Origin of the sequence: Paraburkholderia sp. BR14374 (assembly GCF_040948685.1) — a bacterium.
GTDB classification, from domain to species: domain Bacteria; phylum Pseudomonadota; class Gammaproteobacteria; order Burkholderiales; family Burkholderiaceae; genus Paraburkholderia; species Paraburkholderia youngii.
In genome coordinates this window covers 145,038-170,931 of the sequence record NZ_JBFPKF010000010.1, presented here as the reverse complement: position 1 = coordinate 170,931, position 25,894 = coordinate 145,038, and the positions used below count along the sequence as shown (strand labels likewise).

The following is a 25,894-nucleotide window of genomic DNA, read 5'->3' as shown; positions in this document are numbered from 1 at the left end:
CATGGCCGATCCCATTGCACGCCCAATGTTCTACGAAGGGGAAATTCTGCCAGCAGCGGACCTTGTCGCCGGCGTCGACTATGCACGGAATCAGCTTGCCCGGCATGACCGATATCTTCATCGGTGGGGTATCGCCACGGGCCTCGTGTTGCAGGCCGCGAAGAAGGCAACGGCAAACGGCACGGCCTACGTCGCGGTCACGCTTGTTGCAGGAATCGCTATCGACGGCTACGGCCGGGAAATCGTCGTACCGGCTGACATCGAGCTGAATCCAGCAGATCTGGAAAACGCGGTCGCTCCGCAGTCCAACGTCTGGTATCCGGTCTTCCTGAGCGGCAGGGATCAGCCAGCGGCAGCCACGGCAAATCTCTCCGGCGGCCCTGCGAACGCGTCGCCCACGCGAGTCCAGGAACTCTATGACATCGTCTATGGCGCGCCGGGCAGTGAATTGAATCCGGACCAGCAAGTGGCGCCGCAGGTGTCGGACGCGCCCGACGACGGTGTTTCCGCGATCCCGTGGAAGGTTCTCCTTGGCTACGTGAAATGGGAACCCAACGCGAAGCAGTTTGCGGACGTCAGCGACCAGATTGGCAGCGGCGGTACGGCTCCGCGCTATGCAGGTGTCAATGCTGCTGAGGTGGTTTCGGCAAGCGGCCAGTTGCGCCTCGCGACGCATCCCCAGAACTTCAGCGGAGCGGGCCCGGTCATGGCGCTCGAGATTCACGAGGCGAACAAGGGAGAACTGGTCTTCGGCAAGCAAAATGCGGATGGCACACTGACGCCGGTGTTGACGCTCAGTGCATCCGGCGATCTGACTGCAACCGGGAAGGTCTCCGGGGCCGTCACACCTGGCAGCATTCAAGTCCAGTCCGGGCAGGCATTCGACGGCGTGATCCTGCCACTTCCCTCGGGCGTCGACCCCGCCAAGGTCACGCTGCATGTGCATGTCTCGCTGCGCGTCGACCAATTGCAGGCCCCGCCAGGATCTGGGCCCTTCCTTCCAGTGCCGTTCGAATGCTGGGCGGATCCAGCCACGCGACAGGTGCATTGTCGGGTGCAGTGGTGGGACATGGGGGGGGGCGTAAATCCTGGGCCGCTTCTTCCAGCCTTTTGCGATTACACGATTATCGCGGCCGTCGCAGCAGCCTGAAAAAGAGGAGGATGTCAGATGGATCCGCAGATGAATGTTCTCTATCTCGGTTCGACCGGACACGTGCTGGCGGTGTTCACTCGCGTCGCGGAACCCGCGATACCGGAACAGGTGCCGGATACTTTCGTGGGTGATGGCGGTCTGCATGTGCGAGGACTGGGTTATGGCATCGCCGCCCCCGACTTGGCTCACTTCAACGCCCAAGACATCATCGTTCCGACGACTCAGCTTAAATTGCGGCAAACCAGTCTCGACCCGACGGTCATGCAGTCGCCTCGACAATACACTTACGATGCGACGGGCGACAAGTTTTCCGGGATCGGCCCAATGCCCACGCTCAGCCCTGCGAACCCTACCACCTCTATTACGGTAACTCTGCTAGCCTCACCCGGCAAAGCGCTGAACGTTCTCGTTTTCCTGCAGGGGCCGCAGCCCGGCGCTTCGCTGTTGGTTCCCGGGCCTGCCAACACGTCCAACGCAGTTACGACAATCCAGCTCCCGTCGCTGTCGCCTGGAGAATATGACGCGTTGTTGTTTGTGGAAGGCTACAAACCCGCATTCGAGCATTTCACGGTAACTTAAGGTCAGGGGTGCGGCAATGACTAATGTCATAATCGGTCGGTGCGCGGTGAGGGTGGTTCGACGAGGCGGCTGGAATTGGGGACCATCACCGAGACGGATCCTCGACGGGGTAGTTCATTCGCTCCCAGAACTGCTCACCCGGAAACTGGCGCAGATACTGGACACGGAAACCGACTATGAGTTTTCTGCGCCCGTTCGAGTGCGGATACCACTCCGATTGAGCGACTTGATCGATGACGTTCCGACCCGTGTTGCGACTGGTGCCTGTGCAACACACGAATCTGCAGGGTCCTTCGAGACGAGACTTGAAGATGCACTGCGCGAAGCACTGAACCTTCGGGTTGGGCTGATCGCAGAACCGTCACAGGGCGAACTCGATGCAGAGGAGGCTGTCGCCGTACCACGGCTGGTCGTGCCGGGAGACCGATTGCCCGGCGGGGCGCCGCAGCGGCTTCTCATGGCCTGGCACGATCGTGGAGAACTCGAAGCCCGTCTCGCGAACTTCACGTTTGCCGAGTTGGAGTCTTGGCACGCGAGGTTGCTTGTCCGGCCCAGTGATTCCCGGCAGCTTCCGGACGGCGTAACAATCGAGGGTGCGGAGACGATCGATGACTTCGTTATCCGAAGAGTCCCGTCGAATCGAGGAGGCGAAGCCACTGAACCTCTGCGCCAGCGACTTATTCTGGCGATGCAGCTTGCCGCGCATTTCCGCATCTTACCAAACCACCCAGTGGTCCGGGAAACGCTGGACCGTTTGCTGCCAATCGGAGGGCAAAGAGACGCAAGCGTTGCTCGGACACGGGGATCGGACCAGCAGCGACAGCACCCGCCAACTGGATCGGTGACGCGGTCGAGCGAAACAGAGCGACAACTTCCCACGGCGCGTCTGCATGCTCCGACGCCTACGCGTCTGAGCACGACAGAAGCGGAAAATTGGGAGGTCCACGTTCCGTGCGCATTGCCGTTTCTACTGCTTGGACCGCTGGCGAAGCTCGGCTATTTCGAGGCACTGGACGCGGTCCTTGACGTGGCGGAACTGTCACGGGAGGCGACACATTTTGCGAGAGTGCTCGCGTACAAGGTGCTGGATCCCCCGGAGCGGGGCTGGCGGCGTTCGCCCGGGTCTATCGTTACCGCGACGGCATTTGCCGGGCAGAGGATACCGATTGGCGAAGAGGGCTTGACTCAGTTCGCGCACAGGATCGCACCACATACCGGCCTATTGGACCGGCTACTCGCGGATGCTCTAGTTCGCGGCTACACGCGGGGAACAGCGCCGATGCTGTGGTGCGCACAAGATGAAGGGCCTTCCGGTTTTCTACTGACGGACGTTGATGGCTGCTTCCCGATAGTGTGGGTGGACGATCTCGCGACGCTTCCGAATCTTCTCAAACAACTGGGCTCCGCTGTTCTTCTGGTCTGCGGCACGGGCGCCAATTCCACAGTGCTCAGTGAGGTTGCCAAACTCGGCCTGTCCTTCGTAACCGTTCTCGCTCCGACCCGCGGGGAGCCGTGGCGGGAGATCCGGCAGGGACCGGTGCGCCTCGGCTGGACGAACCACGAGATGCCATCATCGGTGCTTGTTCTGCAGGCGGCGTGTAACCTTGCTAGCGCTTCGGACGAATCGAATGGACTGTGGGAAGCGCTTGCTGTCCAGCGGCCCGGCATTGTGTGCGCCGATCGTCCCATGCTCGAGTGTACTGCGACACTTGCGGCAGCCACCGCCGCAGGAACCATCGCATGGGAGCTGTGGCGAAACCGGGAAAGGACGACTCCTCAAGCAGTATTGCAGTACTTCAAGGATTTCGATGCCAATATTCGTTTCACTGACGAATCGGTCTCGGTCCGCCTGCCTATGGGGCGAAGACGCGACGATTTGTCCCGTGCAGGACTTCTCGACCCGGTGTCCGGCATCCCTTGGTTTAGAGGGCGCGTCGTTGAATTCGGCGTTGCTTGAGCATGGATGCCTTGACATCGCTCGCCGTCGACCATCTGCTGCTGCGGCTGCAGCCGCTAAACCGCGCGCTCAGATCCGCCGTGGAGCAACAGAAGTGGGTTGCGTCCCGTGAGGTTTCACCTGACGTTACGGCGCTGTGCGTGACCGAGCACCAGGTCAACGCGCTTCTAGACACCGTAGAGTCCCGCGAGATCGGTTTTATGGCCGGCGGGCCGTCGGTGCTCTCGTCCGCCGAGCAACATGCTGAGGACGAGTTGCGCGCTCGAATGACGGCCTTGGGCGCCCGACCTCCGCTCGACGAACTCCGCCAGACACTCGACCTGACAGCGTTCGAAATGGACGCCGTGCTTCTTTGCCTGGCACCGGAAATCGATAGAGCCTACGAGCGCATTTACGCATTCATCCTGGATGACCTGAACCGGCGGTATCCATGCCTTGAGTTGCTGGTCTCGCTGACCGCCGAGTCTCGCCATGCTTGCATTGAACGACGACCAGCGTTGAGTCGTGCTAGTCGATTGCGTCGCTGTGGAATTCTCGCTCCGCTTGGCGATCCGCCGACCGAGTCACGACAGGAATTTCGGCTTGGCCCGGGGGTTTTCGACTTTCTGACGGGAGCCGGGCCCGGGATGTCCAACTTGTTCTGTGACCGCCTGGACGTCAGAATCCCGACCGGTGCCGTCCCCTCACCACAAATCACGGACACTGAATTCACACGGCTGAGCAATTTCCTCATCGAAGGCCGCATTCGCGTGCTCGGAATCTCGGGGCCAGGACAGCACGGTGGTGCGGATCTCGCGCTGGCTTTGGCCGCTGCCATAAAACGGCCTCTTCGCCGCATCGAGAGGCCGGACGCGGGAAGGGCGCGGCTGGAGGCACTGTACCTCGTTCAGGAACAGATTCGGGTGGCGGCGTGTCTCGGTTCCGCGCTATGGTTCGAGGCCAACTCCGGTGACAATCCGAGTGACAAAGCAGGATCCGATGTGCTCGCCGAAGCCTTCGCCGATTCACCCGTTCCGATCCTGGTTACTGGGGAAAATCCGTGGCGACCAGAGCAGTTGATCCGAGCAGGAGGGTACGCCGAAGTTGCACTCGCCGAACCCACGTTCCGCCTACGTGAACTGGATTGGTCCAAGCACTTTCCGGAGTTGTCGCAGCAGGACATCGAAGACCTGGCGTCTCGCTACCGCCTCAGCGGGCGTGATATCGAATCGGTGTCCTCGGTGGCGCGCACGCACGCCCGTCTGGCTGGCAACGGGGTCGCAGACCCGGTCGCCCGGCACGTGCCCGCCGCCTGTACCATCGTCACGCGGCGCTCCAGTAGTTGCTTTGCGACGGTAGTGCATCCCAGACGTTCGGCCGACGACCTGATTCTGCCCAAACAACTGCACAGCCAGATCATCGAAATCGCCACATTCTTCCGGCTGCAATCGCGCGTCGACGACGACTGGGGATTCGGCAGGCTGGTGAACGGGACCGGGATGAAAGCGCTGTTTACGGGCGACCCAGGAACCGGCAAGACGCTGGCCGCTGAGGTCATCGCCGGGCTGCTCGGCTTACCACTCTGCAAGGTCGATCTGGCGCGGATCGTCTCGAAATGGGTCGGTGAGACGGAGAAGAACCTGGAAGAGGCATTCCGTGAGGCTGAGGACAGCCATTCGGTACTGTTCTTCGATGAGGCCGAAGCCCTCTTTGGAAAGCGTGGTGAAGTCCAGCATGGAACAGACCGCTACGCCAACCTGGAAGTCAGCTACCTGCTTCAGCGGCTGGAGAGCTCTCGGGGTCTGGTGATTCTCGCGAGCAACATGAAGGATCAGATCGACTCAGCTTTCGTCCGCCGCTTCCAAGTGGTGATGCACTTTCCGCGTCCTGGTCTGCCCGAACGACGGTGCATCTGGCAGCGTGCGTTTCCGAAATCCGCGCCGCTCAATGCCGACTTGGATCTGCAGGCCCTCGCGCGGCTGGAAATGACTGGGGCGGCGATCGTGAGTTCGGCGCGGACGGCCGCGCTTCTCGCAGCTGATTCAAGTTCCGATACCATTACGATGGCGCACGCGGTCCGCGCCACGGCACGCCAGTTCCGTCGGGACGCACGCGTGCTCACACCCTCTGAGCTTGGCCCTTACGGCACCTTGCTACAAGACGCGTCATGAGCCAGGCCACCGTCGCCGGGGAGGCGAAAGATCCTAGGTCCGCGCCGACGGCAAGTCCGCGGGCGGCTCTCACGCTCGACACTCGGCCGCCACCTGAGCTCGCTTTGGGCGCCACGTCGTTCGAGAAGAGCGACATGAGCAACGCCGTCAGGGGTTTAGCTCGATCGCAGCCTGAGCCTGCTCTCTCTCCGTCCATTGCTTCCCCGGCGCCGAACAGTTCCGCTGAGGTGAGATCAATGCAGGCTGCCTACGGTAATGCTGCCGTGGCGCGCGCAGCGACCGCGACCGGCGACATCGCCTTTGAGCCGAAACTGGCGCCGCGGCGACCCGCAATTCCAACGGTCTTGCCGCCTATGGCGTTCGAGCAAGATGCACGGGTCGAGAGAAGAGGCTATCCCGCGAAAGGCACGTCCGTCGCCGGAACTTCAGAAGCAAGGGTCGGCGATCCTGCCGCCGTCCGGAAAGAGCACCGCGCGGCGCAGATCACCGCGGTCGCGACTACCGGAAACATTGCCATCATCGCGGGCGACTTACATGTTCCGGATGCGGACCACCCACAGCAGCATTCCTCGAACAGCGCGGCGTCCAAGGCGGCCCCTCTCAAGAATGTCGACGATGAAACGCTCGAGACCTACGGCGTCGCAGGGAAACGCCATGTAAGCGGCAAACTGCCCAACACGAAAGCCGAGCCGCTGGACAGCATTCATGAAGGCGAGAAGCATGCGACAGGCCTGATCGACGACGCTACAAGCAGCAAGCCGACGGGCGCGAGCGGCATCCCGACCAGGCCCGATGTGTCGCTTCGTGTGCACGAATCGGAAGCGCCGTTGGCCGAAAAGCCGTCGTTCGAGACCATCGGGCGGCCACCATTGCGCGCCGGCCCCGCCGTCCCGATGCCGAGCCGTGCCGCGGACCATGCGACGCACGCAGTTCCAGACGCAATTGTGCCGGAAACACACGCGATAACCGGCGGCGTCATAACTTCCGCGGTAGCGCCTCAGGCGGGGCGAGCCGGGGAGTCTGGGCAGATGATTCTGCCCCCGTCCACGATCGAGCTTTCGACGGCGCGATCTCCTGGGGCAAGACGCGTCCTTGAACGGCTCTCGGCTACAGTTACAGTTGCGAGGCAACGCTTCGCCGACCGAATTGCGCGGGGTGGTAAGGCGATCGCGTCAAGCGCCTTCCAAGCTCAGGAGTCCCTTCTCGCCACCGGTGGTAACCAACAGAAGGCCGTGCGTGGAATGTTCGCGGCCGCGCGGGCGAAATTGAGTCAGCATATCGTCCAGGCCGAGGGTCACCTGACGGCTGACGAGTCAACACAGCAATCAGCGCTCGGCCGGGGTCACGCGACGAACCTGGCCCAGGCTCAAGCTACCTTTGCGGCGCGACAGCAACGCGCCCAGGCCCTCGGAACCACATATGCCGACCGCTCGATCCAAACCGCTGGGAGCGTGGCAGACCAGCTTGTTGCACGGGTTAAGGGCCATTCGCAAGAAGCGCGGTCGATTGGGGCGGAGAAGAGCAGAGTCGGCGGCAGCACTCCAGAGGTCGCTGCAGCGAAGGCACAGGCCGCGCGCGATCTGGCCTCCGACACTGCTACGAAGATTGCGGACGGCGTGTCGGACGGCGCGGAGCAGCTGCGCGCCACCGGACCGCAGGCGGCCGACGCATTCCGCCAAAACGGACAGGAGATCGCCGGCCAGCTCGGGGGCGGACAATCACAGCTCACCGATCAATTGACCAGCATGTCCCAGCGCATGTCCGGGATGCTCCAACAGGCCCTGGTTGCAGGTCGGCAACAGCTCAGTCATCTCAAGGCCCAGATGACGGCGCAACTGTCGTCCGCGGAAGACAGCCTGATCTCCCAGCTGCATGCGCAGATCGGCCAGAAGATACACGAGACGCACGTGGTTGCGGCTCACGCCATTAATGCACTACACGATCACGGTATAAAGGCAGCTACGGCCGGCGACAAACATCTCCGCGATCTAACCCGGCGTATCGCGCACACAGGCATCGATCCACCAAAGGCGCCGGAGCTGGCTGATCAGATCTCCGGCCAGGTCGAGACAGCATTTGGCGGGCTGAGCGCCAGTGCCGATGACGTCGCAGCGCAGATCAGCGCTGGCATCGCCAAGTCGGGAGGGACTGCCGCCAACGCGACGAATGCCATATCGGCTACGGTTGCCCGTCAGACCCAAGGCTTGGTCAGCCAGACCGCAGGACAGGTGGACCAACAGCGCCACGCCATCTCGGGTCAGCTTACGAGGCTCGTCGCGCAGTCGAACGCAGCCGGCACCGGTGCCGTCACCCAGGTCGGAACGAGCCTCGATGCAAAACTCGGCGAAGCGGATCAGGGATTCGGCGAGGGTCTCGCCGCGTACCACGGCAAGCTGAGCGACCAGGTGACCGCGGCGGACGCCAAGGCGAAGGAGCCGGTGGACACCCTCGGGCCGAGGGTTGAGGAGGCTCAAAAGCGAGCGGAGAAGAGAGCGGAGCAAAGCTTCCTCGAGAATCAGTGGGACGATTTCAAGGAACTGGTCAGCGACCCTGGTTTCTGGGCAGGCCTGATCGTCGGCTTGCTCATCATTGTGGTTCTAATTGCGGCCAGCGTCCTCACTGTGGCTACCGGAGGTCTCGCGCTCGTCCTGATCCTCGCTGCGGTAGGGGCCGTGGCCGCTGCAGTAGGGTCGATTGTCAGCCAGGCCACTAAAGGCAATTTCGGAAGTGGATTTGATTTGTCGCGTGTGGATTGGGGCAAGGTTGCGGTCAGCGCGTTGATCGGCGGGCTTTTCGGAGCAGCGATTGGCGGTTTCATCGTGTGGCTGGGGGCTTCCCTAGCCGCTTCGCTTCAGGGTATCGCGCTGATCTCGCTCGCGACTGGCGCACTCACAGTCGTATTCAACGTGATCACGGGTGGCCTCGAGAATTGGGACAAGAATCTGCTGGCGAACATGGCGTTCGCCTTCATCTTTGCACTGCTCGGAAAGGCTATATCGGCGCGTTTCGGCGGCAAAGGCGAGCCGACAATTGATCCCGACGAGCCTCCGGCCGTGGGCCCCATAACAGATCCATGGCTCATCCTCGCCGGGAAATATGGCCTCACGCAGGAGGTCCTTGGAATACTTCGGGAAAGTGGAGTGGACGTCGGCACCTTCGATCGGATATTGGGACGCGGTACAGATCCCGATACGGTTGCGCTCATAACCGATGGCCACGGGCAAGCCGGTGTCCGCGTGCTCGATTCGTTGTCTGCGGCCGGAATAGAAACAGCGAAAATCGTAGGTCTCGTTGAAAGCGCGCAGTCGATAGGTAATCTTGATGTCGTTGCAGATCTAGCGGATAGCGGTGTGCTCGAGCGTCTTCTGAAAGATGGCTTTGATCCAGATGAGACTGTCCTTCTCGTCGATCAGTTGGGGAAGAAGGGCGTGGAGATTATTGACCGGTTAATTGATCAGAATGTCGAGAAGCAGGCAGCGATCGAGGTCGCTAAGATCGCGAAACTGGTCGGCGCACTGGACGAAGTACACAGCCTGGCAAACAGTGGTAATCTCGAAAATCCGAGAGGGCTTCGCAACTTCATGAGACAGGTCGCCGACGAAGTTGCAAACGGGCAAGAGGGCAAACTGACGCAATTGAAGGAAGCGGCGCTGCGATCTGCTGGCGGTCGTGTAGCGATTGAACATTCCACCCTAGGTGATGCTGATGTGATTGATCACGGCGCACGTGAGGCGCTTCAGATAAAGGTGGTAACAAGCGCTGCATCGGACAAGGTTGCAACGAACATAGACTCTGCTGCACGGCAGCTGCGTGGCGAAGGGGGAGAACACCCGCCTGATGGCTACAGCTGGATTGATGATGTCCGCATCACTAATCCCAAGAATCCGATGTTCGCATTGGATCGGGCACAACTGCTCAATGCATTGCGCGAAGAGGGCATAACGCAATCTACCTTGAACCGTGTGTCCGAACTACGAGTCACCAATGGAACTGGCCAGCACAGATTTTCACCGAACGAGCTTTAGCATATCGAATCACCATGAAAAATCTCTGGGTAACCCAAGATGAGCCTATCGCGACCTGGGTAGCTGACTTGTCTTCTGTCAGAAGTGATGCAGCATCCTTGCAGAAATGGTTGCTTGACACCTTAGCGTTTGGAGAAACGTGCGACGTGTACTCCGTACAAGAGGCCCCTCTCTTGAGGTACCGGCGAGAGAGAGATGGACCGCTTGTCGAGTACCTCAGCGGCAAGGTTTTGGAAGAAGGCGTTGTCGACTTGTTTCAGTTCGCAGCATCGCGATTTCGGCAAATCGAAGGCTCTCAGTTTCGGACGGTCGCATTGATCGCATATTTTGACATGCTGGGACGACTCACTAGTTCCTACGTGGCCGATCTCGGGGCATTGCTTAAGACCCTGCGGCCCGCGGACGTTCCAGTGGCTGCCGGACTGACAGCCAGTTGCCCGGCGCTGGCAATTCATGGGCCTAGGATCAGTTTTGCATATCCAGAACAGTCGATCTGGGACCTCAAGGCGGATCAGGTCAAAATACGATTCCAGATTCACTCTGACGTCTGGTTTCCTTGGGTACGAGGGTTTCTGGATGATTCCTTTGATCTGGAGCGGTGGCGCGATAATCGTGCCCTTGCTCAGTTCCATACGGGTCGACTGAATCGCTTCCTCTCTTTTGTCTGCGAGAGCACCTGTCGTATCGGAGGTAGCTGGGATCTCGACCATGATGCGAGTAAGAAAAGCCTTAATTTTATGCTTGAGCCTAAAGGAATCCTCCTCGACGTCCAAGCTTAAACTGACCTTGCCCTCGTTTGACAAATACCATGACTGAGGGAATTATGCCGCTCGTCTCTCTTTAGCAGAGAACCAGTTCTGCTTCATGACTTCCTTTCTCCGTTGGAGGCCATTCTCTCAACTTTCAGCTGGTCCGAAAATTCCAGGGCAGGTCAACCTTTAGGTAGCCAACGTGCCGATACCCTGGGGGCGGACCTAGAAGCGCTTTGCGAGTCGGTGTCGAGACGCGCAGTGCGGGCGCCAGCTCGCTATCGAACAATTTGACATAATCTTAATTATCAACGATTTAGCTGTTAGTCCAAAGTTCAGATGTCGTGTTTCTGCCAAATTGAAATGTCGTGTTGTGGGTAATTTGACTGCCGGACATCCGCTCAGGGAGCCGGCGATGAACGCGACCGGGACGATCACGATGACGATGCGTGAGATCGATCGGCTGAAGGTTATTCAGGCCGTGACCGAGGCCCGGCTCAAGCCGGGCCAGGCCGCCGAACGGCTCGGGATCAGTCGCCGTCAGGTCGAGCGCCTTGTGCTGCGCTATCGCAACGAAGGCGCAGCCGGGCTGGTGTCGCGCAGGCGTTGCCAGCCCGGCCATCACCAGCTGCCGCCGATCTGGCGCAGCGGGCGTTGGGAATCATCCGTGAGCGCTACGCCGATTTTGGCCCGACGCTGGCCTGCGAGAAGCTGCGGGAATCTCATGGTCTGGTGCTGTCGAAGGAAACCGTACGGCATCTGATGACCGATGCCGGGCTATGGGTGCCACGCCGGCAGCGTCCGCCGAAGGTCTACCAGCCGCGTGCCCGACGGGCCTGTCTCGGCGAACTGGTGCAGATCGACGGCAGTGACCATCACTGGTTCGAGGACCGCGCACCGGCCTGCACGCTGCTGGTGTATGTCGATGACGCGACCAGCCGCCTGATGGCGCTGCATTTCACGGCGACCGAATCGACCTTCGGCTACTTCGAGGCAACGCGTGCGTATCTGGAGCGGTACGGCAAGCCGGTGGCGTTCTACAGCGACCGGGCGAGCGTGTTCCGCAGCACGGCGGCCGGCAAGACGGGGCGCAGTGTCACGCACTTTGGCCGGGCGATGTACGAGCTGAACATTGACACCTTCTGTGCGAACAGCAGCCCGGCGAAGGGCCGCGTCGAGCGCGCCCACCTGACGCTGCAGGACCGTCTGGTAAAGGAGCTCCGGCTCCGGAATATCAGCACGATCGCAAGCGCCAACGCGTACGCGCCCGCCTTCATCGCCGCGTATAACGCACGCTTTGCGAAGCCGCCGCGCAGTGCGTTCGACGCGCACCGGCCGCTGCGCGAAGACGAGGACCTGGACCGGCTGATGACGTGGCGCGAGCCACGCCGCGTGTCGAAGTCGCTGACGGTACAGTACGACCGCGTGCTGTACCTGCTGGATGACACGCCGGCGAACCGCAGGCTGGTTCACCGGTATATCGAGGTGTGGGAATACCCGGACGGGCGCATCGAGCCCAGGGTGGATGGCATGGCCCTGCCCTGCGTCCCCTATGACCGGCTGGCCGCCATTGACCAGGGGGCGGTGATTGAACACAAGCGGCTCGGTCATGCGCTGCAGGTGGTCCAGGCCATCCAGGCGCAGCGCGACAACCGCCGGATCTCCGGTTCACCGTCCCGCACGAACCGCGGTGAAGCCGTGCGGCCCAGGGAGCGGCTGCCCGGCACGAGGAAGCAGCGCGAAGTGACGCTTGAGGACTGGAATGCGGCAGTCATGGGGACACACCGGAGCCCGGCAGGCCCGGTGCTAAAAGCCCCTCTGGAGCGGGATAAAAGGACTGCAACACGCCCCTCACCCACACCCAAAACCAAAGCCAAACCCGACATCTGTATTTTTAGCCAGCGCTACGACATCTGGATCTGGCCATGACATTAGCGGAGTGCGTTGCTATAAACCTGCGTCGACCGACTGGCCTTGTCGGTCACGTGTTGCCAACTGGATAATTGACCTGTGATGGTTGGAGCCACAGAATGAGGGCATCGAATAACGGCATCCACCCAGGCACGCGAGGAACCGAGAGCGGAAGTCTCGGCCAGAAGCTATTGAACAGCGCATCCAATTGATTTTTTAAGCTGGCGCTGACTTTATTGGCTTTGTTAGATGCATGTCATTGACGAAATATATGACAGCTATTTAACCATAAATCCATCCGCGCTGACATGCCGACCGCTTTCGCACAGACCGTCGAGGCCCACTTTGCCGAACTCACTGCAACGTCCCAGCGCATTGCCAGTTATATGCTGGCGCATCTCGAGCGACTAGGCCTGGCAACGGCTGATCAGATCGCGCAGCAAACGGCCACCAGCGGAATCTCCGTGGGGTGTTTCCTGCGCAGCGTCGGCTATCGCAAACCCGACGACCTCAAGCGCGAACTGCGCGGCGCGCAGGGGCGCCCGCGGATGATTACCGACCGGCTCGACGAATACCGGTGTATGCGCGAGCAGTTGGCCAACGCCCCGCGCCACGGCAAAAGCGGCGAAAACCTCCAAACTAGCGCCCTGCCCCACTCGCTGCAACTCGTCGACACGGTCCAGCATGTGTATCAGTTGGCGCAATCGCCCATGTTCGCCCGCATCGCGGAGCGCATCTCCCATGCGGACGCCGTATATATCCTCGGCATCCAGTCGACCCGCGGCACCAGCAACGCGTTCTACGGCTACCTCAAATACATCCGTCCGCGCGTCTTGTACTCCGACGGCATGTCCGGCTCATACGTCGATTCGCTGAACTCGGAATTCGCCGCACCGTACCTCGTCATTACCGACACGCGCGCCTACCCGGTGATCGTGCGCCGCTACTGTGAAGCCGCGGCGCATGGTGGCGGGCAGTTTCACTGGCCATCGACATCTATTGCCCGTGGGCTCGTGAATTCGATTGCGATTTGTTGCAGATCAAAACCGATGTCGGCCGGTTCTGGGACTCGCTGGCGCCGCTCAGCTGTCTGTTGAACCTGCTGATGATTACCGCGATCGTTGCTCAACTGGGGGCCGCGATCGACGAACGCGTCGCAGCGAGCTGCAAGGCGAATTCAACCAGTTCGATCTCTAAACCTCTCACATCCGGAATCTGAACGCGCCCGCCATGACACAACCGCGACTCATCGAAATCACCGCCGCCACGCATGGCGTGGACATCGATCTCGTCTATGCCACCGAGCGCAACTTGACAGGCAAGCCCATCTACAAGGAAGCTCACTGCCTGCTGCTCGAACCCGCAGAAGCCGCTTTGCGCGAGGCAGTAGAGATTGCCCGCAACGCCGGCTTGACCGTGCGGATTTTCGATGCGTACCGTCCGCCCCAGGCGCAACAGGTGCTGTGGGATTTTTTGCCCGACCCGACCTACATCGCTGAGCTTGGCCGTGGTTCGAACCATAGCCGCGGCACTGCGATCGATCTGACGTTGCTCGACGCCGACGGCAACGAACTCGACATGGGCACGGGCTTCGACGCGATGACGATCGAGTCCGAACACTTCCATACTGGCCTGCCCGCGCATGTGCAGCGTAACCGCCTGTTACTGCTCGGCATCATGCACGCCGCCGGCTTCATCCACATCAAGAGCGAATGGTGGCATTACGAGTTGCCTGGCTCCCGGGCGCTGCCGTTGATCGATAACAGCGAAAGCGGTCCGTTGCGTCTCATGTAATGGCGTTCGATTTCTCCATCCGTTGTTCCCTGACAGACTCTACCCATTCCTTATGGAGCGGCAATGAAACTGGTATTGCGCAATGCACTGACGGCGGCGGTGATCTCCTCCACCTTGACCTTGTCGTTCACAGCCGCCGTCCCCGCTGCGGCGGCGACGCCGAAAGACATGTTCGTCATGGCCACGCTCCTCGACGAATTCACCACGCTCGATCCGGGCGAAATCTACGAACTGGTGCCGGAAGAATACGTAGCGAATACGTATGACCGGCTGGTGCGGGTCGACCTGAAAGACCCATCGAAATTCAACGGCGATGTCGCACAATCCTGGACCGTGAGCCCCGACGGCCTGACCTTCACGTTCAAGATCCGTCCAGGTCTCAAGTTCCACTCGGGCAACGGGTTGAGCGCCGACGACGTCGCGTGGTCGATCCAGCGCACCGTCCTCCTCGATAAAGGCGCGGCGGCCGTGCTGCAAGGCATCGGTTTGGCCAAAGACAACGTGCTGGCCAACGTGAAGAAGGTCGACGACACAACCGTCAGTGTGACCACCGACCAGAAATACGCGCCGACGTTTGTGCTGAACATACTCGGTTCGTGGCCTGCCTCGGTGGTGGATAAGCAGTTGCTGCTCACGCACCAGAAAGGCAATGACTTCGGCAACGAATGGCTGCGCACGAACGAGGCCGGCTCCGGCGCCTACAGGCTCGTCAAATGGACTGCCAACGACAGCATCGTCCTGCAGCGCTTCGACGGTTATCGCGTACCGCTCGCGATGAAGCGGATCGTGTTGCGTCACGTGCCGGAAGCATCGAGCCAGCGCCTGCTGCTCGAGAACGGTGACGTCGATGTGGCGCGCAACCTGAGTCCGGATGATCTCGTCGCGCTGACGAAGTCCGGTAAGGCGCATGTGAGCGCGGTGCCGCAAGCGACGCTTCTATACCTCGGCCTGAACGTCAAGAATCCGAATCTGGTCAAACCGGAAGTCCAGCAAGCGATGAAGTGGCTGATCGACTACAACGGGATTCAGAGCAACGTCGCCAAAACCACCTACAAGGTGCACGAAACCTTCCTCCCCGAAGGTTTCCTCGGCGCGCTGAATACCGACCCCTACCAGCAGAACGTCGCCAAGGCCAAGGAACTGCTGGCAAAGGCCGGGCTTCCGAACGGCTTTTCCGTGACGATGGACGTGCGTAACGGGTACCCGTACAGCGAAATCGCCGAGGCAGTGCAGGCGAACCTTGCCCAAGGCGGTATCAAGGTACAGATCATCCCCGGCGACAACAAGCAGACGCTCGCCAAGTACCGCTCGCGCTCGCATGACATTTATATCGGCGAATGGTCCGCCGATTACATCGACCCGCACAGCAACGCCCAGGGATTCACCTGGAATCCCGACAATTCCGACAAGTCGGCCTATAAGATGCTCGCGTGGCGCAATTCATGGGACATCCCTGGCCTGACGAAGGAAACCAACGCGGCGCTCGCCGAATCGTCGACGGCGAAGCGCGCCGAGCTGTACCAGACCATGCAGAAGCAGGTGCTCGCGAGCTCCCCCTTCGTGATCATGTTCCAGCAGGTCTCGCAGGTGGCCGCGCGACCGGGCGTAACGGGTCTCGAGGTGGGTCCGATCAACGACCTCGTGTCGTATCGTGATCTGAAGAAGCAGTAACGTTTGCGGTGGAGGCGAGACTGCCCGGGCTTCGCCTTCGACCGAGGAACTTACCATGTCCACTCGCCTCACGACTTTCGAGCGCATGCGCGCGCTCTCGGTTGAAAGCGCCAGCGTGCGCTGGACCTTGCGCCTCGTGCGCTGGATCGTCACGCTCGTCATCACCTTCGCCGGGTTGCTGGCGGTCACGTTCGTAATCGGCCGCAAAATACCGATCGATCCGGTGCTAGCGATTCTCGGCGATCGCGCATCAGCCGCAGCCTACGCGGCGGCGCGTCTTCGACTCGGGCTCGACGCGCCGCTCGCAGTGCAGTTCCTGATCTACGTGCGCGATGTGCTGCATGGCAATTTCGGTATGTCGCTGCTGACCGCGCATCCCGTGATCGAGGACATCCAGCGGGTGTTTCCCGCAACGCTCGAACTCGCGACCCTGTCGACCATCATCGGCGTGCTGATCGGCGTGCCGCTGGGCGTGATCGCCGCCGTGCGCCACAACCGCTGGATCGATCACGTCGCGCGCTTCGTCGGACTCGTCGGCAGTTCGGTCCCGGTGTTCTGGCTCGGGCTGATGGGCCTGCTGCTGTTCTACGCGAAGCTGCATTGGGTGGCGGGGCCGGGACGCGTCGATCCGGTATTCGACGGCATGGTCGATACGCGCACGGGCAGCCTGCTGATCGACTCGCTCATCGCCGGCGAATGGGACGTGTTCTTCAATGCGTTCTCGCATATCGCGCTGCCCGCAGCCATTCTCGGCTACTACTCGGTCGCCTATCTGAGCCGCATGACGCGTTCGTTCATGCTCGATCAACTCAGCCAGGAGTACATCACCACGGCGCGCGCGAAAGGCTTGCCCGAGCGCCGGGTGGTCTGGCGCCACGCGTTCGGTAATATCGCCGTGCCGCTTCTGACCGTGATCGCGCTCACGTACAGCTATCTGCTCGAAGGCTCGGTGCTGACCGAAATCGTCTTCGCCTGGCCCGGTATCGGTTCGTACCTGACGGGCGCCCTCCTGAACGCCGATATGAACGCCGTGCTCGGCAGCACGCTAGTGATCGGCGTCACGTTTATCGCGCTCAACCTGTTGACCGACGCGCTCTATCGCGTGTTCGATCCACGCGCCCGCTGACATTGCGGAGGTCTCTTTCGTGCGTCCCCCTACCGATGAATCGATGCAAACGCAGGACTGGCCGATGAATGCCGCGCCCCGACGATGGAAAGATTGGCTGCTGAGCGACACGCCCGCGTCACGCAAGCAGGCCGCGCTTGGCCTCGCTTACCGGCGCTGGCGACGCTTCGCGGGTAATCCGCTGTCGGTCTTCGGCCTCGTGATTCTGGCCTTGCTGATCATCATCGCAGCAATCGGGCCGCTAATGTCACCGCACGATCCGCTGCAGCAAGTCCTCTCCGACCGCCTGCTGCCGCCGGGTTCGCCATCGCACTGGTTCGGCACTGACCAGCTTGGCCGGGATATCCTCTCGCGTCTGATCTACGGCTCACGCCTCACGCTCTCGATTGCGATCCTCGTCGTCGTGATCGTGGTTCCGGTGGGGCTTTTGATCGGCACCACTGCCGGCTTCTTCGGCGGCTGGGTGGACAACGTGCTGATGCGGATCACCGACGTAGCACTCGCCTTCCCGAAGATCGTGCTCGCCCTCGCTTTCGCGGCCGCACTGGGGCCCGGTGTGATCAACGCAGTGATCGCCATTTCGATTACGGCGTGGCCGGCCTATGCCCGCCTCGCGCGGGCGGAAACGCTTCGGCTCGTGCAAGCCGATTTCATTCACGTCGCGCGCTTGCAGGGCGCCTCGCGCAAGCGCATCCTCCTGCTTTATATCGTCCCGCTCTGCTCGTCGTCGGTGATCGTGCGCGCGACCCTCGATATGGCCGGCATCATTCTCACTGTCGCGGGCCTCGGGTTCCTCGGCCTCGGCGCGCAACCGCCGAGCCCGGAGTGGGGATTCATGGTCGCATCCGGCCGCAATGTGCTGCTCGATTCATGGTGGGTGGCCACTATTCCCGGCTTCGCCATTCTGCTGGTGAGTCTTGCCTTCAACCTGCTCGGCGACGGTCTGCGAGACGTCCTCGATCCGCGCCATGGAGGCTGACATGCCAGTCGATATGGCCCAGCCTTTGTGTGAAATCGACGACCTGCGAATCGGCTTTCGCGGTCATGGCGGCGAATTGAGCGAAGCGGTGCGTGGCCTTTCGCTGACGCTGCGGCGCGGCGAGCGGCTTGGCATCGTCGGCGAATCCGGTTCCGGCAAGTCGCTGACCGGGCGCGCGCTGCTCGGCCTGCTTCCGCCTGAGGCGCAATGTCATGCGAAGGCGATGAAGTTCGACGGTCAGGATCTGCTTGCCATGCCCGCGCGCAAGCGCCGGCAACTGTGCGGCCAGCAGATGGGCATGATCCTGCAAGATCCGAAATACTCACTGAACCCGGTGATGACCGTCGCGCAGCAAATGCGCGAAGCGTTCGAACTGCACGGGTCGAAGTTCGGCCGCCGCGAGATACGCGAGAAAATCATCGAGGCACTGGCAGCGGTGCATATCCGCAATCCAGAGCGTGTCGCCGACTCCTACCCGCACGAGTTGTCGGGTGGCATGGGGCAGCGCGTGATGATCGCCATGATGGTGTCGTCCGGGCCGCGTCTGCTGATCGCCGATGAACCCACCAGCGCGCTCGACGTGCTCGTCTCGATGCAGGTCCTCGGGATTCTCGACGAGATGATCGCAAAGCATGACAGTGGCCTCATTTTTATCAGCCACGACCTGCCCCTCGTCATGTCATTCTGCGACCGCGTCGTCGTGATGTTCGCCGGACGGGTCGTGGAAACATGCGCGGCACGCGATCTCGTCCATGCCGAGCATCCCTATACGCGTGCCCTGCTCGCGGCGAATCCTCCGCTTGTCGATCCGCCCGAGCAACTGCCCGTGCTGAAGCGGGACGCGGCATGGCTCACGCAACCGGCAGGAGATTCAGCATGATCGATGTCGACGCTTTGACGGTGCGCTTCAAAACCAGGACCGGTCACTTCGACGCGGTGCGCGCGGCGAGCTTTCATGTCGGAGAAGGTGAGGTGTTCGGACTGGTCGGCGAATCGGGTTCCGGCAAGTCGACGATCCTGCGCGCGTTGACCGGTCTCGCGCCCGTCGCCGGCGGTCATATGAAAATCGGCTCGCACGTGCTCGGAGAAAAACTCGACCGCTCCTTCCGACGCGACGTGCAGATGGTGTTTCAGGACCCGTACGGCTCGCTGCATCCGCGCTTCACAATCGATCAGAGCTTGCGCGAGCCGCTGACCATCAACGGCATCGGCGGGCAGGAAGAACGCATTGTCGATGCGCTGCGCGAAGTCGGCTTGGGTCCGTCTTATCGTTTCCGCTATCCGCATCAGCTGTCCGGAGGGCAGCGGCAGCGCGTCGCAATTGCTCGGGCGCTGATCGTCGAACCGCGCGTGCTGCTGCTCGATGAGCCGACGTCCGCGCTCGATGTGTCCGTGCAAGCCGAAATCCTCAACCTGCTGAGACGGCTTCATCGCGAACGCAATTTGACGATGATGCTGGTGAGCCACAATCTGGCGGTGGTGGGCTTTCTCTGCTCGCGCGTCGCGGTCATGCGCCATGGTGAGATTGTCGAGCAACGCGATATCGCATCCATTCGCGCGCAGCAGATCGAGCACGAATACACGCGCAGCCTGCTGCTCGCGACCACGGGCTACCGGCGCAAGTCGGTCGCGGTAGACGGAGCGGACGCGCTGTCATAAATGTCCGTTGCGGCGAGGTTTCGTCGCCGTGCGTATTCGCGAACTGAGCACGCTCAACAGCCGCCAGGAACGCCGCAGGCGCGGCCGAAAGGTGATGGTCGTGTGCTTCCCCTTGCCCCCTACCAGACGGGAAACACGACATCCGGCTGTGGCGTAAATTGAATCCCCGAGTCAGGGCAGCTTACGCGTCCCTTGACTGCAACCCGCTGGTTCAGGTACGGCAGCAGCAGTGAGGGCGCTGCCTCGCCTCCGTCGGCAAGAGGGATGTTCGAGAGCACCTTGTCGTTGCAGGGGGAAGTGGAAGGTCGATCCAGCACTATCGTCGGATAGTCACCCAGCGCGTACTTCCCGCCCCCACGCTCCACTGTCCCGGTGATCCAGATGTCATGCTGCAGGGGCAACGTCGGCAGGGGGCTGGCCGAGCTGACGTTCTCTGACCATAACCCAGCGATCATGGCTGCTGGGACAAGGACACACAATCGTCTTTTCATGCCGCAAACCTCTTGACGTCCAGTAACGCTCGCCTGCAAGTCACTGCTCCTCTTCCACGTCCCTGATGCGGCAATCGAAACGATGTGAATGCCAATGAAGTTCCACCATGACCTCTTTCGAACTGCGCGTCTCTGATCACGTTTGACGACGCCATCAGGCGGCCTCCGGGAAATCCGGAGGCGGTCCGTCGAATGGGCGCCGCTCGACCAGTCGGATCGCGTAGTCCATCGCCTGCGCTTCCGCATCCTCACGCGTGCCGCAGCGTCTTTGACGCTGCGGCATGTGCCAGTCCACGCAGACCTCGCCTTCACGCGCGATCTGCACGAACGCAGCATAGCCGCCCGCCGAAGTTGCGTCCGCCTCTGGGCAGCCGTGGCCGTCATGCACAAGGACCGTTCTGATACCAATCTCGTATCCGTTGCACTGCTCGATTTTTATCGTCTTCATCGGATCACCGTGTCATCGCCTGGCTAAATGTCGCGCACGCCGGTGGCGCCAACGGCTAAGCGAGCGTGGCGCCCCTGTCCCATTCGCCGCTGTGGTGAAAGGCATCGGCGCCGCATGCTTTGTCAGTCACTTTGCGCTAGCGCCTGTGTATGTGCGAGATCCACCGTCGGATCGTCGTTCGCATCGCGGTGACCTGTGCATCGAGCAAGCGACCAGCCCGTTCCCGAAGCGATCGTAGAACGTCGAGAACGGAGGCAGTCGTGCGGTTCAGAAGCTCGAACAGATTGGAGTACAGGCGTGGGTGAAGGCCGCTCATTGTCTTCTCCTTATAGGCAGCAAGGAAGAGAACGGGCTTGCGCGCTCCAGTTCGCCTGCCATGCTGCGGGGCAAACAAATCGAAACACGCAGTGTGCAATTAGTGGATGATTCAGCACACTGCCTGAGCTGGATATAAATTAGTTTAGCTCACTAAAAAATTCAAGTTCTTCAATGCTGCCGAGGCCTTGGTACTGCCGAGGTAAGGCGTCAGCCGCACAAAGATGGATCGCAACGCGCGCCACACGGGAAATCGTCAGACTTTTAATTGTCTGAATCCGCGTGACCAGACACTGGCACACCCCTTAGTTAGGGGGAGCCTATCGTAGCTGCGCCAGCAGACCGTTGTTCTGCTTGCGAGCGTGCCGTGTCACTGGATTGGCGGCGCCGTACCGAGCTTTTCGGCGAGCATCCTCTCATACACGCCAAAGTGCAAATCCACTTCGGACTGTTCCACCGTCGTGACGATCAGGTTGATGTGGTCCGATGGGAGCCCAAGCACGCCAGCGATGTACGTTTCGAGTTGTGGCGCACATGCCTTGTCCTTTGCCACTGTTGTGCCAATCGTGACTTCGTAAATCTTCTCCTGGCGGCAGACAACTTCTACGAGGCGCGCGCGGGCGCTCATGTTGCTGTCGACCGCAATGCGTACGACCTCCACCGCCTTGCGCATGGCTTCCGTCGGGAAGCCCTTCGTCGAGCGCAGCCGCACGCGGTGCGGGCCCAGCGTCAACCAGTCTGTATCGAATTCCATGACCTCCTCCTGTGGTCAAACGGCCTCGTCCGCGATAATAGGACCGGCCTCAAAAAATTCAAGCGTGCCCCTGCACTCTTCCCTTGAAAAATCTGCCGCAGAGCCTATCTTAGGTTTCGCTCAGGCAGACGTGCGGTGCTCACGGGATCGTACGCTGCGTGTTTCGATTTATTTGCCAGACGCTGGCAGGCGAACCGGAGCGCGTAGGCTGGTTCACCTCGATGCGTCACCTGAGGAGAACTACATCATGAGCGATCTTTACTCTGGCACTGACCTGTTCAGCGAGTTCGACCGGCTGCAGCGGCAGATGGCAAACTTCTTCGGTACTTTCCCCTCCAGTCTTCGGGCAAGCCGCCTCGGCTCGCTCCCGCCCGTCAACATTGGCGCCACCGACGACTCGATTCACATCGTCGCGTTCGCACCCGGCGTCAATCCGGCCGAACTCGATATATCGATCGATAAAGGGCTGCTGACCATCAGCGGTGAGCGCAAGCCAGCGCGACCGGATACCGGCGAGGATGCCCGGGTCTATGTGCAGGAGCGCTTCACTGGCCCGTTCCGGCGGGTCATCGAGCTGCCGGAGAACGCGGACCCCGACAAGGTCGAGGCGCGCTACGAGAATGGCTGCCTGTCGATCGCTATCGGCAAGCGCGAATCGTCGAAGCCTCGCGCGATCACTGTCCAGTAATTCCAGGAGACGAAAATGAGCGATACCACTGAACTGAGCAAGCGCGAACCGTCCGCGGTGACGCGCAGCGAAAGCGGGTCGTCCGCGCGGCGGATGACGATCACCCCCGCTGTCGATATCTACGAGGACACCCAGGGCGTCACGTTGTGGGCGGACCTGCCGGGGGTCACGAAAGAGAAGCTCGATGTGCGGGTTCATGACGGCAATCTCGCCATCGAGGCCGAGGCGGTCGTGCCGACACCGGCAAATCTGCGGCTGCAGCATGCCGAGATCCGTGAGCCACGCTTTGCGCGAACCTTCACGCTCTCCCCGGACTTCGATACGTCCAAGATCGAGGCGAGCCTGAAGGACGGCGTACTGAAGCTCACGATCCCGCGCCGCGACGAAGCGCGTCCGCGGCGGATCGAAGTGCGTACGGGCTGAAGTCAGCGCGTCGGCGGCAACGCCAGGAAGCACGCGAGGTGGCGGCGGCCTGGCTGCCACCCTCCGGCAGCCCAGGCGCGGGTGAGCCGGCCGTTCCCCACAGAAATGTCCGTGGCCAACACAGCAGTGGCTCACCGCGGGAGCTCGCCGGAGCCATCCTGAGATCATCAGCTGATTGCGCCGTGACGCAAGAACGCAATCCTGTTCGCTGTGACAGATCACCGAGGAGGAAACGATGAACAGCGATCCGAAGAAGTGGAACCCCTTCAAGTTCCTTCGCGGGACTGTGCGCAAGGCCGATGCGGACAACCCGGAGAGCACGCCCGCCGGCGAACCGTGGCGTAGCGCATGGCCCGACATTCCGCGACTATTCTCCCGCGAACCGTGGCGCGCAGTGGAAGAGTTCTTTCACGACCCGTTTGCTGGCCGCGGCGCGCTCGAACGATGGTTCGGCGACTTCAGTTCATCGCGCTTCCAGCCGCGCATCGACGTTGTCGACGAGGGACCGGTGCTGCGCGTCACCGCAGAACTGCCCGGGATGGCGCGCGAAGACGTGAGGGCAAGCGTCGAGGACGGCGCGATCGTGCTGCGCGGTGAGAAAAAGCAGGATGTGCATAGTGAGGAAAACGGCTGCTATCGGCTGGAGCGTGCTCATGGACACTTCGTACGCACGATCCCAATGCCGGAATACGCTGATCCCGGTCGCGCGCTTGCGAAATTCGACAACGGGGTACTCACGTTGACGGTGCCGAAAATCGAGCCGGCACCGTCCGCGAGTCGCCCGATCGATATCGGTTAGGGCGAGCGTCCAAAGCGCTATAACGGCGAAAAAAGAGAGGATTGGGTCGTTAGCTCAGCTGGTAGAGCAGCGGACTTTTAGTCCGTTGGTCACTGGTTCGAATCCAGTACGGCCCGCATGCCATGAAGAAAATGCACCGGTCAGCCTCGCTGACCGGTGCGCAGCGGAACCGAAGCGGTCAATACTCCAGTTCCGGCGCGCTCGCCTGCGCCGGCTTTTCGTCCTTCGGCGCTTCAGCCACCGTTGCATCCGTCGTCAGGATCAGTCCGGCAATCGACGCGGCGTTCTGCAGCGCCGTGCGCGCAACCTTCGTGGGGTCGACCACTCCCGCCTCGACGAGATCGCCGAACTCGCCAGTAGCCGCGTTGTAGCCGAAGTTGCCCTTGCCTTCCAGCACTTTGGCGATGACCACGGAAGGCTCATCGCCAGCGTTCGAGGCGATCACGCGCATTGGCGCTTCGAGTGCGCGCAGCACGATTTGAATGCCCGCGTCCTGATCACTGTTGACGCCTTTGAGGCTCGTCACGGCCGAACGCGCGCGCAGGAGCGCCACGCCACCTCCCGGCACGATGCCTTCTTCGACTGCCGCGCGGGTCGCGTGCAGCGCGTCGTCGACGCGGTCTTTCTTTTCCTTCATCTCAACCTCGGTCGCCGCCCCGACCTTGATCACGGCCACGCCGCCTGCCAACTTTGCAACGCGCTCCTGCAGTTTCTCCCGATCGTAGTCACTAGTCGCTTCCTCGATCTGCGCACGTATCGACTTCACGCGTGCCTCGATGCGCTTTTCGTCGCCTGCGCCGTCGATGATGATCGTGTCGCCCTTGCGAACTTCCACGCGCTTGGCGCGCCCCAGGTCTTCCAGTGTTGCGTTCTGAAGTTGCTTGCCCGTCTCTTCGGAGATCACGGTCGCGCCGGTGAGGACGGCGATGTCCTCGAGCATGGCCTTGCGGCGATCGCCGAAGCCGGGGGCCTTGACGGCCGCAACTTTCAGGATGCCCCGCATTGCGTTGACCACCAACGTGGCCAGTGCTTCACCGTCGATATCTTCCGCGACAATCAGCAGCGGTTTGCCGGCCTTCGAGGTCGCTTCGAGAGCTGGCAGCAGGTCCCGGATACTCGAGATCTTCTTGTCGTGCAGCAGGATCAATGCGTCGTCGAGATACGCGGCCTGTTTTTCCGGATCGTTGATGAAGTAGGGGCTCACGTAGCCGCGGTCGAACTGCATGCCTTCGACCACATCCAGCTCATTGTCGAGCGACTTGCCGTCTTCGACGGTGATCACGCCTTCCTTGCCGACTTTTTCCATCGCGTCCGCGATGATCTTTCCGATCGCCTCATCGGAATTCGCCGAGATCGAACCTACCTGCGCAATCTCCCTGTTGGTGGAAATCGGCTTCGACAGATTGCGCAGTTCGTCGAGCACTGCGGCCACGGCCTTGTCGATGCCGCGCTTGAGATCCATCGGGTTCATGCCAGCGGCGACGTGCTTCATGCCTTCCTGCACGATGGCCTGCGCCAGCACGGTGGCGGTGGTAGTGCCGTCGCCAGCCACGTCAGCGGTCTTCGAGGCGACCTGTTTGACCACCTGCGCTCCCATGTTCTCGAAGCGGTCTTTCAGTTCAATTTCCTTTGCGACCGACACACCATCTTTCGTGAGGGTCGGCGCGCCGAAGCTACGCTCGATCAGCACGTTGCGTCCTTTGGGTCCGAGCGTGACCTTGACGGCATCGGCGAGGACATTCACGCCCTTGACGATACGGGCGCGAGCGCTGTCATGAAATTTGACGTCTTTTGCACTCATGTTCTTGCTCCTGGTGAAGTCGTTGACTGAACGCGTCGCGAACAGCCGGTCGGGTGTCCGCGACCGTAACGCGGTTTCAGGCGGCCTTTCGGGCGGCGCCCGCGTCGGCCTCGAGGACTCCCATGACGTCTTCCTCGCGCATGACGAGCAACTCCTCGCCGTCGACCTTGACGGTCTGGCCTGCGTATTTGCCGAACAGCACGTGATCACCGACTTTCAGTTGCAGCGCGCGCAGCGTTCCATCCTGCAGCAGCCGGCCACTGCCGACGGCGACGACTTCGCCTTGTTCTGGTTTTTCTGCCGCTGAATCGGGAATCACGATGCCCGAAGCCGTCGTCCGTTGCGTTTCGATTCGCTTGACGATAACCCGGTCGTAGAGGGGACGAATCTGCATTTCCATCTCCTGAGCGATTAAAGGATCA

20 protein-coding genes, 1 tRNA gene and 2 pseudogenes are annotated in these 25,894 nt (G+C 61.3%); 18 read left to right on the top strand and 5 right to left on the bottom strand.

Features of this window, described 5'->3' with window-relative positions:
* Position 1: 1 nt before the first annotated feature.
* Positions 2-1,150 carry a hypothetical protein gene (locus AB3X86_RS23335; protein WP_368597833.1) on the top strand — a complete coding sequence of 383 codons (1,149 nt, stop codon included), beginning with the start codon at positions 2-4 and terminating at the stop codon, positions 1,148-1,150.
* An 18-nt stretch (positions 1,151-1,168) separates the two neighbouring features.
* Positions 1,169-1,732 carry a hypothetical protein gene (locus tag AB3X86_RS23330; RefSeq protein ID WP_368597832.1) on the top strand — a complete coding sequence of 188 codons (564 nt, stop codon included), beginning with the start codon at positions 1,169-1,171 and terminating at the stop codon, positions 1,730-1,732.
* Between the two features lie 361 nt (positions 1,733-2,093).
* Here the strand turns inward: AB3X86_RS23330 and AB3X86_RS23325 are convergent, their stop codons facing one another.
* Positions 2,094-2,438 (bottom strand): hypothetical protein, encoded by a 345-nt coding sequence (locus tag AB3X86_RS23325; protein ID WP_368597831.1) that lies wholly within the window; start codon positions 2,436-2,438, stop codon positions 2,094-2,096.
* Positions 2,439-2,690: 252 nt separating this feature from the next.
* On the opposite strand from AB3X86_RS23325, the gene AB3X86_RS23320 reads away from it, so the two are divergent.
* From AB3X86_RS23320 to AB3X86_RS23265, 12 genes and pseudogenes are all read left to right on the top strand, one after another.
* Positions 2,691-3,689 carry a hypothetical protein gene (locus tag AB3X86_RS23320; RefSeq protein ID WP_368597830.1) on the top strand — a complete coding sequence of 333 codons (999 nt, stop codon included), beginning with the start codon at positions 2,691-2,693 and terminating at the stop codon, positions 3,687-3,689.
* 2 nt (positions 3,690-3,691) lie between these two features.
* A complete protein-coding gene (locus AB3X86_RS23315; protein ID WP_368597829.1) occupies positions 3,692-5,839 on the top strand; it encodes an ATP-binding protein in 2,148 nt (715 codons plus the stop codon).
* A 236-nt stretch (positions 5,840-6,075) separates the two neighbouring features.
* Entirely contained in the window at positions 6,076-9,864 is a 3,789-nt protein-coding gene (locus AB3X86_RS23310; protein WP_368597828.1) for a hypothetical protein, read from the top strand.
* A gap of 14 nt (positions 9,865-9,878) precedes the next feature.
* Entirely contained in the window at positions 9,879-10,643 is a 765-nt protein-coding gene (locus AB3X86_RS23305; protein ID WP_368597827.1) for a hypothetical protein, read from the top strand.
* A 385-nt stretch (positions 10,644-11,028) separates the two neighbouring features.
* Positions 11,029-12,542: pseudogene (locus AB3X86_RS23300) on the top strand (ISNCY family transposase).
* 290 nt (positions 12,543-12,832) lie between these two features.
* A pseudogene (locus AB3X86_RS23295) lies at positions 12,833-13,721 on the top strand (MurR/RpiR family transcriptional regulator).
* 33 nt (positions 13,722-13,754) lie between these two features.
* Entirely contained in the window at positions 13,755-14,318 is a 564-nt protein-coding gene (gene ddpX, locus AB3X86_RS23290; protein ID WP_176381967.1) for a D-alanyl-D-alanine dipeptidase, read from the top strand.
* 63 nt (positions 14,319-14,381) lie between these two features.
* Positions 14,382-15,989, top strand: a complete 1,608-nt coding sequence (locus AB3X86_RS23285; protein ID WP_368597826.1) for an ABC transporter substrate-binding protein — start codon at positions 14,382-14,384, stop codon at positions 15,987-15,989.
* 55 nt (positions 15,990-16,044) lie between these two features.
* Positions 16,045-17,115: an ABC transporter permease gene (locus AB3X86_RS23280; protein ID WP_368597825.1), complete on the top strand. Its 1,071-nt coding sequence runs from the start codon at positions 16,045-16,047 to the stop codon at positions 17,113-17,115.
* Positions 17,116-17,179: 64 nt separating this feature from the next.
* Entirely contained in the window at positions 17,180-18,094 is a 915-nt protein-coding gene (gene nikC / locus AB3X86_RS23275) for a nickel transporter permease (RefSeq protein WP_368597878.1), read from the top strand.
* Between the two features lies 1 nt (position 18,095).
* The gene (locus AB3X86_RS23270) at positions 18,096-18,974 is read left to right on the top strand and encodes an ABC transporter ATP-binding protein (protein ID WP_368597824.1); all 879 of its coding nucleotides are present in this window, start codon (positions 18,096-18,098) and stop codon (positions 18,972-18,974) included.
* A complete protein-coding gene (locus tag AB3X86_RS23265; protein WP_368597823.1) occupies positions 18,971-19,753 on the top strand; it encodes an ABC transporter ATP-binding protein in 783 nt (260 codons plus the stop codon). Before AB3X86_RS23270 ends, AB3X86_RS23265 begins: the two co-directional genes overlap by 4 nt.
* A 645-nt stretch (positions 19,754-20,398) precedes the next feature.
* Here the strand turns inward: AB3X86_RS23265 and AB3X86_RS23260 are convergent.
* Complete coding sequence (locus AB3X86_RS23260; protein ID WP_368597822.1) at positions 20,399-20,692, bottom strand: hypothetical protein; 294 nt, start codon at positions 20,690-20,692, stop codon at positions 20,399-20,401.
* A gap of 685 nt (positions 20,693-21,377) precedes the next feature.
* A complete protein-coding gene (locus tag AB3X86_RS23255) occupies positions 21,378-21,761 on the bottom strand; it encodes a hypothetical protein (protein ID WP_176381952.1) in 384 nt (127 codons plus the stop codon).
* Between the two features lie 247 nt (positions 21,762-22,008).
* Here AB3X86_RS23255 and AB3X86_RS23250 point away from each other — a divergent pair, with 247 nt between their 5' ends.
* From AB3X86_RS23250 to AB3X86_RS23235, 4 genes are all read left to right on the top strand, one after another.
* Positions 22,009-22,449 (top strand): Hsp20/alpha crystallin family protein, encoded by a 441-nt coding sequence (locus AB3X86_RS23250; protein WP_368597821.1) that lies wholly within the window; start codon positions 22,009-22,011, stop codon positions 22,447-22,449.
* A gap of 15 nt (positions 22,450-22,464) precedes the next feature.
* Positions 22,465-22,872 (top strand): Hsp20/alpha crystallin family protein, encoded by a 408-nt coding sequence (locus tag AB3X86_RS23245; RefSeq protein ID WP_176110855.1) that lies wholly within the window; start codon positions 22,465-22,467, stop codon positions 22,870-22,872.
* Positions 22,873-23,107: 235 nt separating this feature from the next.
* Positions 23,108-23,671 (top strand): Hsp20/alpha crystallin family protein, encoded by a 564-nt coding sequence (locus tag AB3X86_RS23240; protein WP_368597820.1) that lies wholly within the window; start codon positions 23,108-23,110, stop codon positions 23,669-23,671.
* 43 nt (positions 23,672-23,714) lie between these two features.
* Positions 23,715-23,787: transfer RNA gene (locus AB3X86_RS23235), tRNA-Lys, on the top strand.
* 62 nt (positions 23,788-23,849) lie between these two features.
* Here AB3X86_RS23235 and groL read toward each other — a convergent pair.
* A complete protein-coding gene (gene groL, locus AB3X86_RS23230) occupies positions 23,850-25,472 on the bottom strand; it encodes a chaperonin GroEL (protein ID WP_368597819.1) in 1,623 nt (540 codons plus the stop codon).
* Between the two features lie 76 nt (positions 25,473-25,548).
* Positions 25,549-25,866, bottom strand: a complete 318-nt coding sequence (locus AB3X86_RS23225; RefSeq protein WP_026228167.1) for a co-chaperone GroES — start codon at positions 25,864-25,866, stop codon at positions 25,549-25,551.
* Positions 25,867-25,894 lie beyond the last annotated feature (28 nt).

Bases quoted from the DNA above. Each gene is read 5' to 3' on its own strand.
- AB3X86_RS23335 (WP_368597833.1), top strand. From the start codon at position 2: ATGGCCGATCCCATTGCACGCCCAATGTTCTACGAAGGGGAAATTCTG.
- AB3X86_RS23330 (WP_368597832.1), top strand. From the start codon at position 1,169: ATGGATCCGCAGATGAATGTTCTCTATCTCGGTTCGACCGGACACGTG.
- AB3X86_RS23325 (WP_368597831.1), bottom strand. From the start codon at position 2,438: ATGCGCGGCAAGCTGCATCGCCAGAATAAGTCGCTGGCGCAGAGGTTC.
- AB3X86_RS23315 (WP_368597829.1), top strand. From the start codon at position 3,692: ATGGATGCCTTGACATCGCTCGCCGTCGACCATCTGCTGCTGCGGCTG.
- AB3X86_RS23310 (WP_368597828.1), top strand. From the start codon at position 6,076: ATGCAGGCTGCCTACGGTAATGCTGCCGTGGCGCGCGCAGCGACCGCG.
- AB3X86_RS23305 (WP_368597827.1), top strand. From the start codon at position 9,879: ATGAAAAATCTCTGGGTAACCCAAGATGAGCCTATCGCGACCTGGGTA.
- ddpX (WP_176381967.1), top strand. From the start codon at position 13,755: ATGACACAACCGCGACTCATCGAAATCACCGCCGCCACGCATGGCGTG.
- AB3X86_RS23285 (WP_368597826.1), top strand. From the start codon at position 14,382: ATGAAACTGGTATTGCGCAATGCACTGACGGCGGCGGTGATCTCCTCC.
- AB3X86_RS23280 (WP_368597825.1), top strand. From the start codon at position 16,045: ATGTCCACTCGCCTCACGACTTTCGAGCGCATGCGCGCGCTCTCGGTT.
- nikC (WP_368597878.1), top strand. From the start codon at position 17,180: ATGAATGCCGCGCCCCGACGATGGAAAGATTGGCTGCTGAGCGACACG.
- AB3X86_RS23270 (WP_368597824.1), top strand. From the start codon at position 18,096: ATGCCAGTCGATATGGCCCAGCCTTTGTGTGAAATCGACGACCTGCGA.
- AB3X86_RS23265 (WP_368597823.1), top strand. From the start codon at position 18,971: ATGATCGATGTCGACGCTTTGACGGTGCGCTTCAAAACCAGGACCGGT.
- AB3X86_RS23260 (WP_368597822.1), bottom strand. From the start codon at position 20,692: ATGAAGACGATAAAAATCGAGCAGTGCAACGGATACGAGATTGGTATC.
- AB3X86_RS23255 (WP_176381952.1), bottom strand. From the start codon at position 21,761: ATGGAATTCGATACAGACTGGTTGACGCTGGGCCCGCACCGCGTGCGG.
- AB3X86_RS23250 (WP_368597821.1), top strand. From the start codon at position 22,009: ATGAGCGATCTTTACTCTGGCACTGACCTGTTCAGCGAGTTCGACCGG.
- AB3X86_RS23245 (WP_176110855.1), top strand. From the start codon at position 22,465: ATGAGCGATACCACTGAACTGAGCAAGCGCGAACCGTCCGCGGTGACG.
- AB3X86_RS23240 (WP_368597820.1), top strand. From the start codon at position 23,108: ATGAACAGCGATCCGAAGAAGTGGAACCCCTTCAAGTTCCTTCGCGGG.
- groL (WP_368597819.1), bottom strand. From the start codon at position 25,472: ATGAGTGCAAAAGACGTCAAATTTCATGACAGCGCTCGCGCCCGTATC.
- AB3X86_RS23225 (WP_026228167.1), bottom strand. From the start codon at position 25,866: ATGCAGATTCGTCCCCTCTACGACCGGGTTATCGTCAAGCGAATCGAA.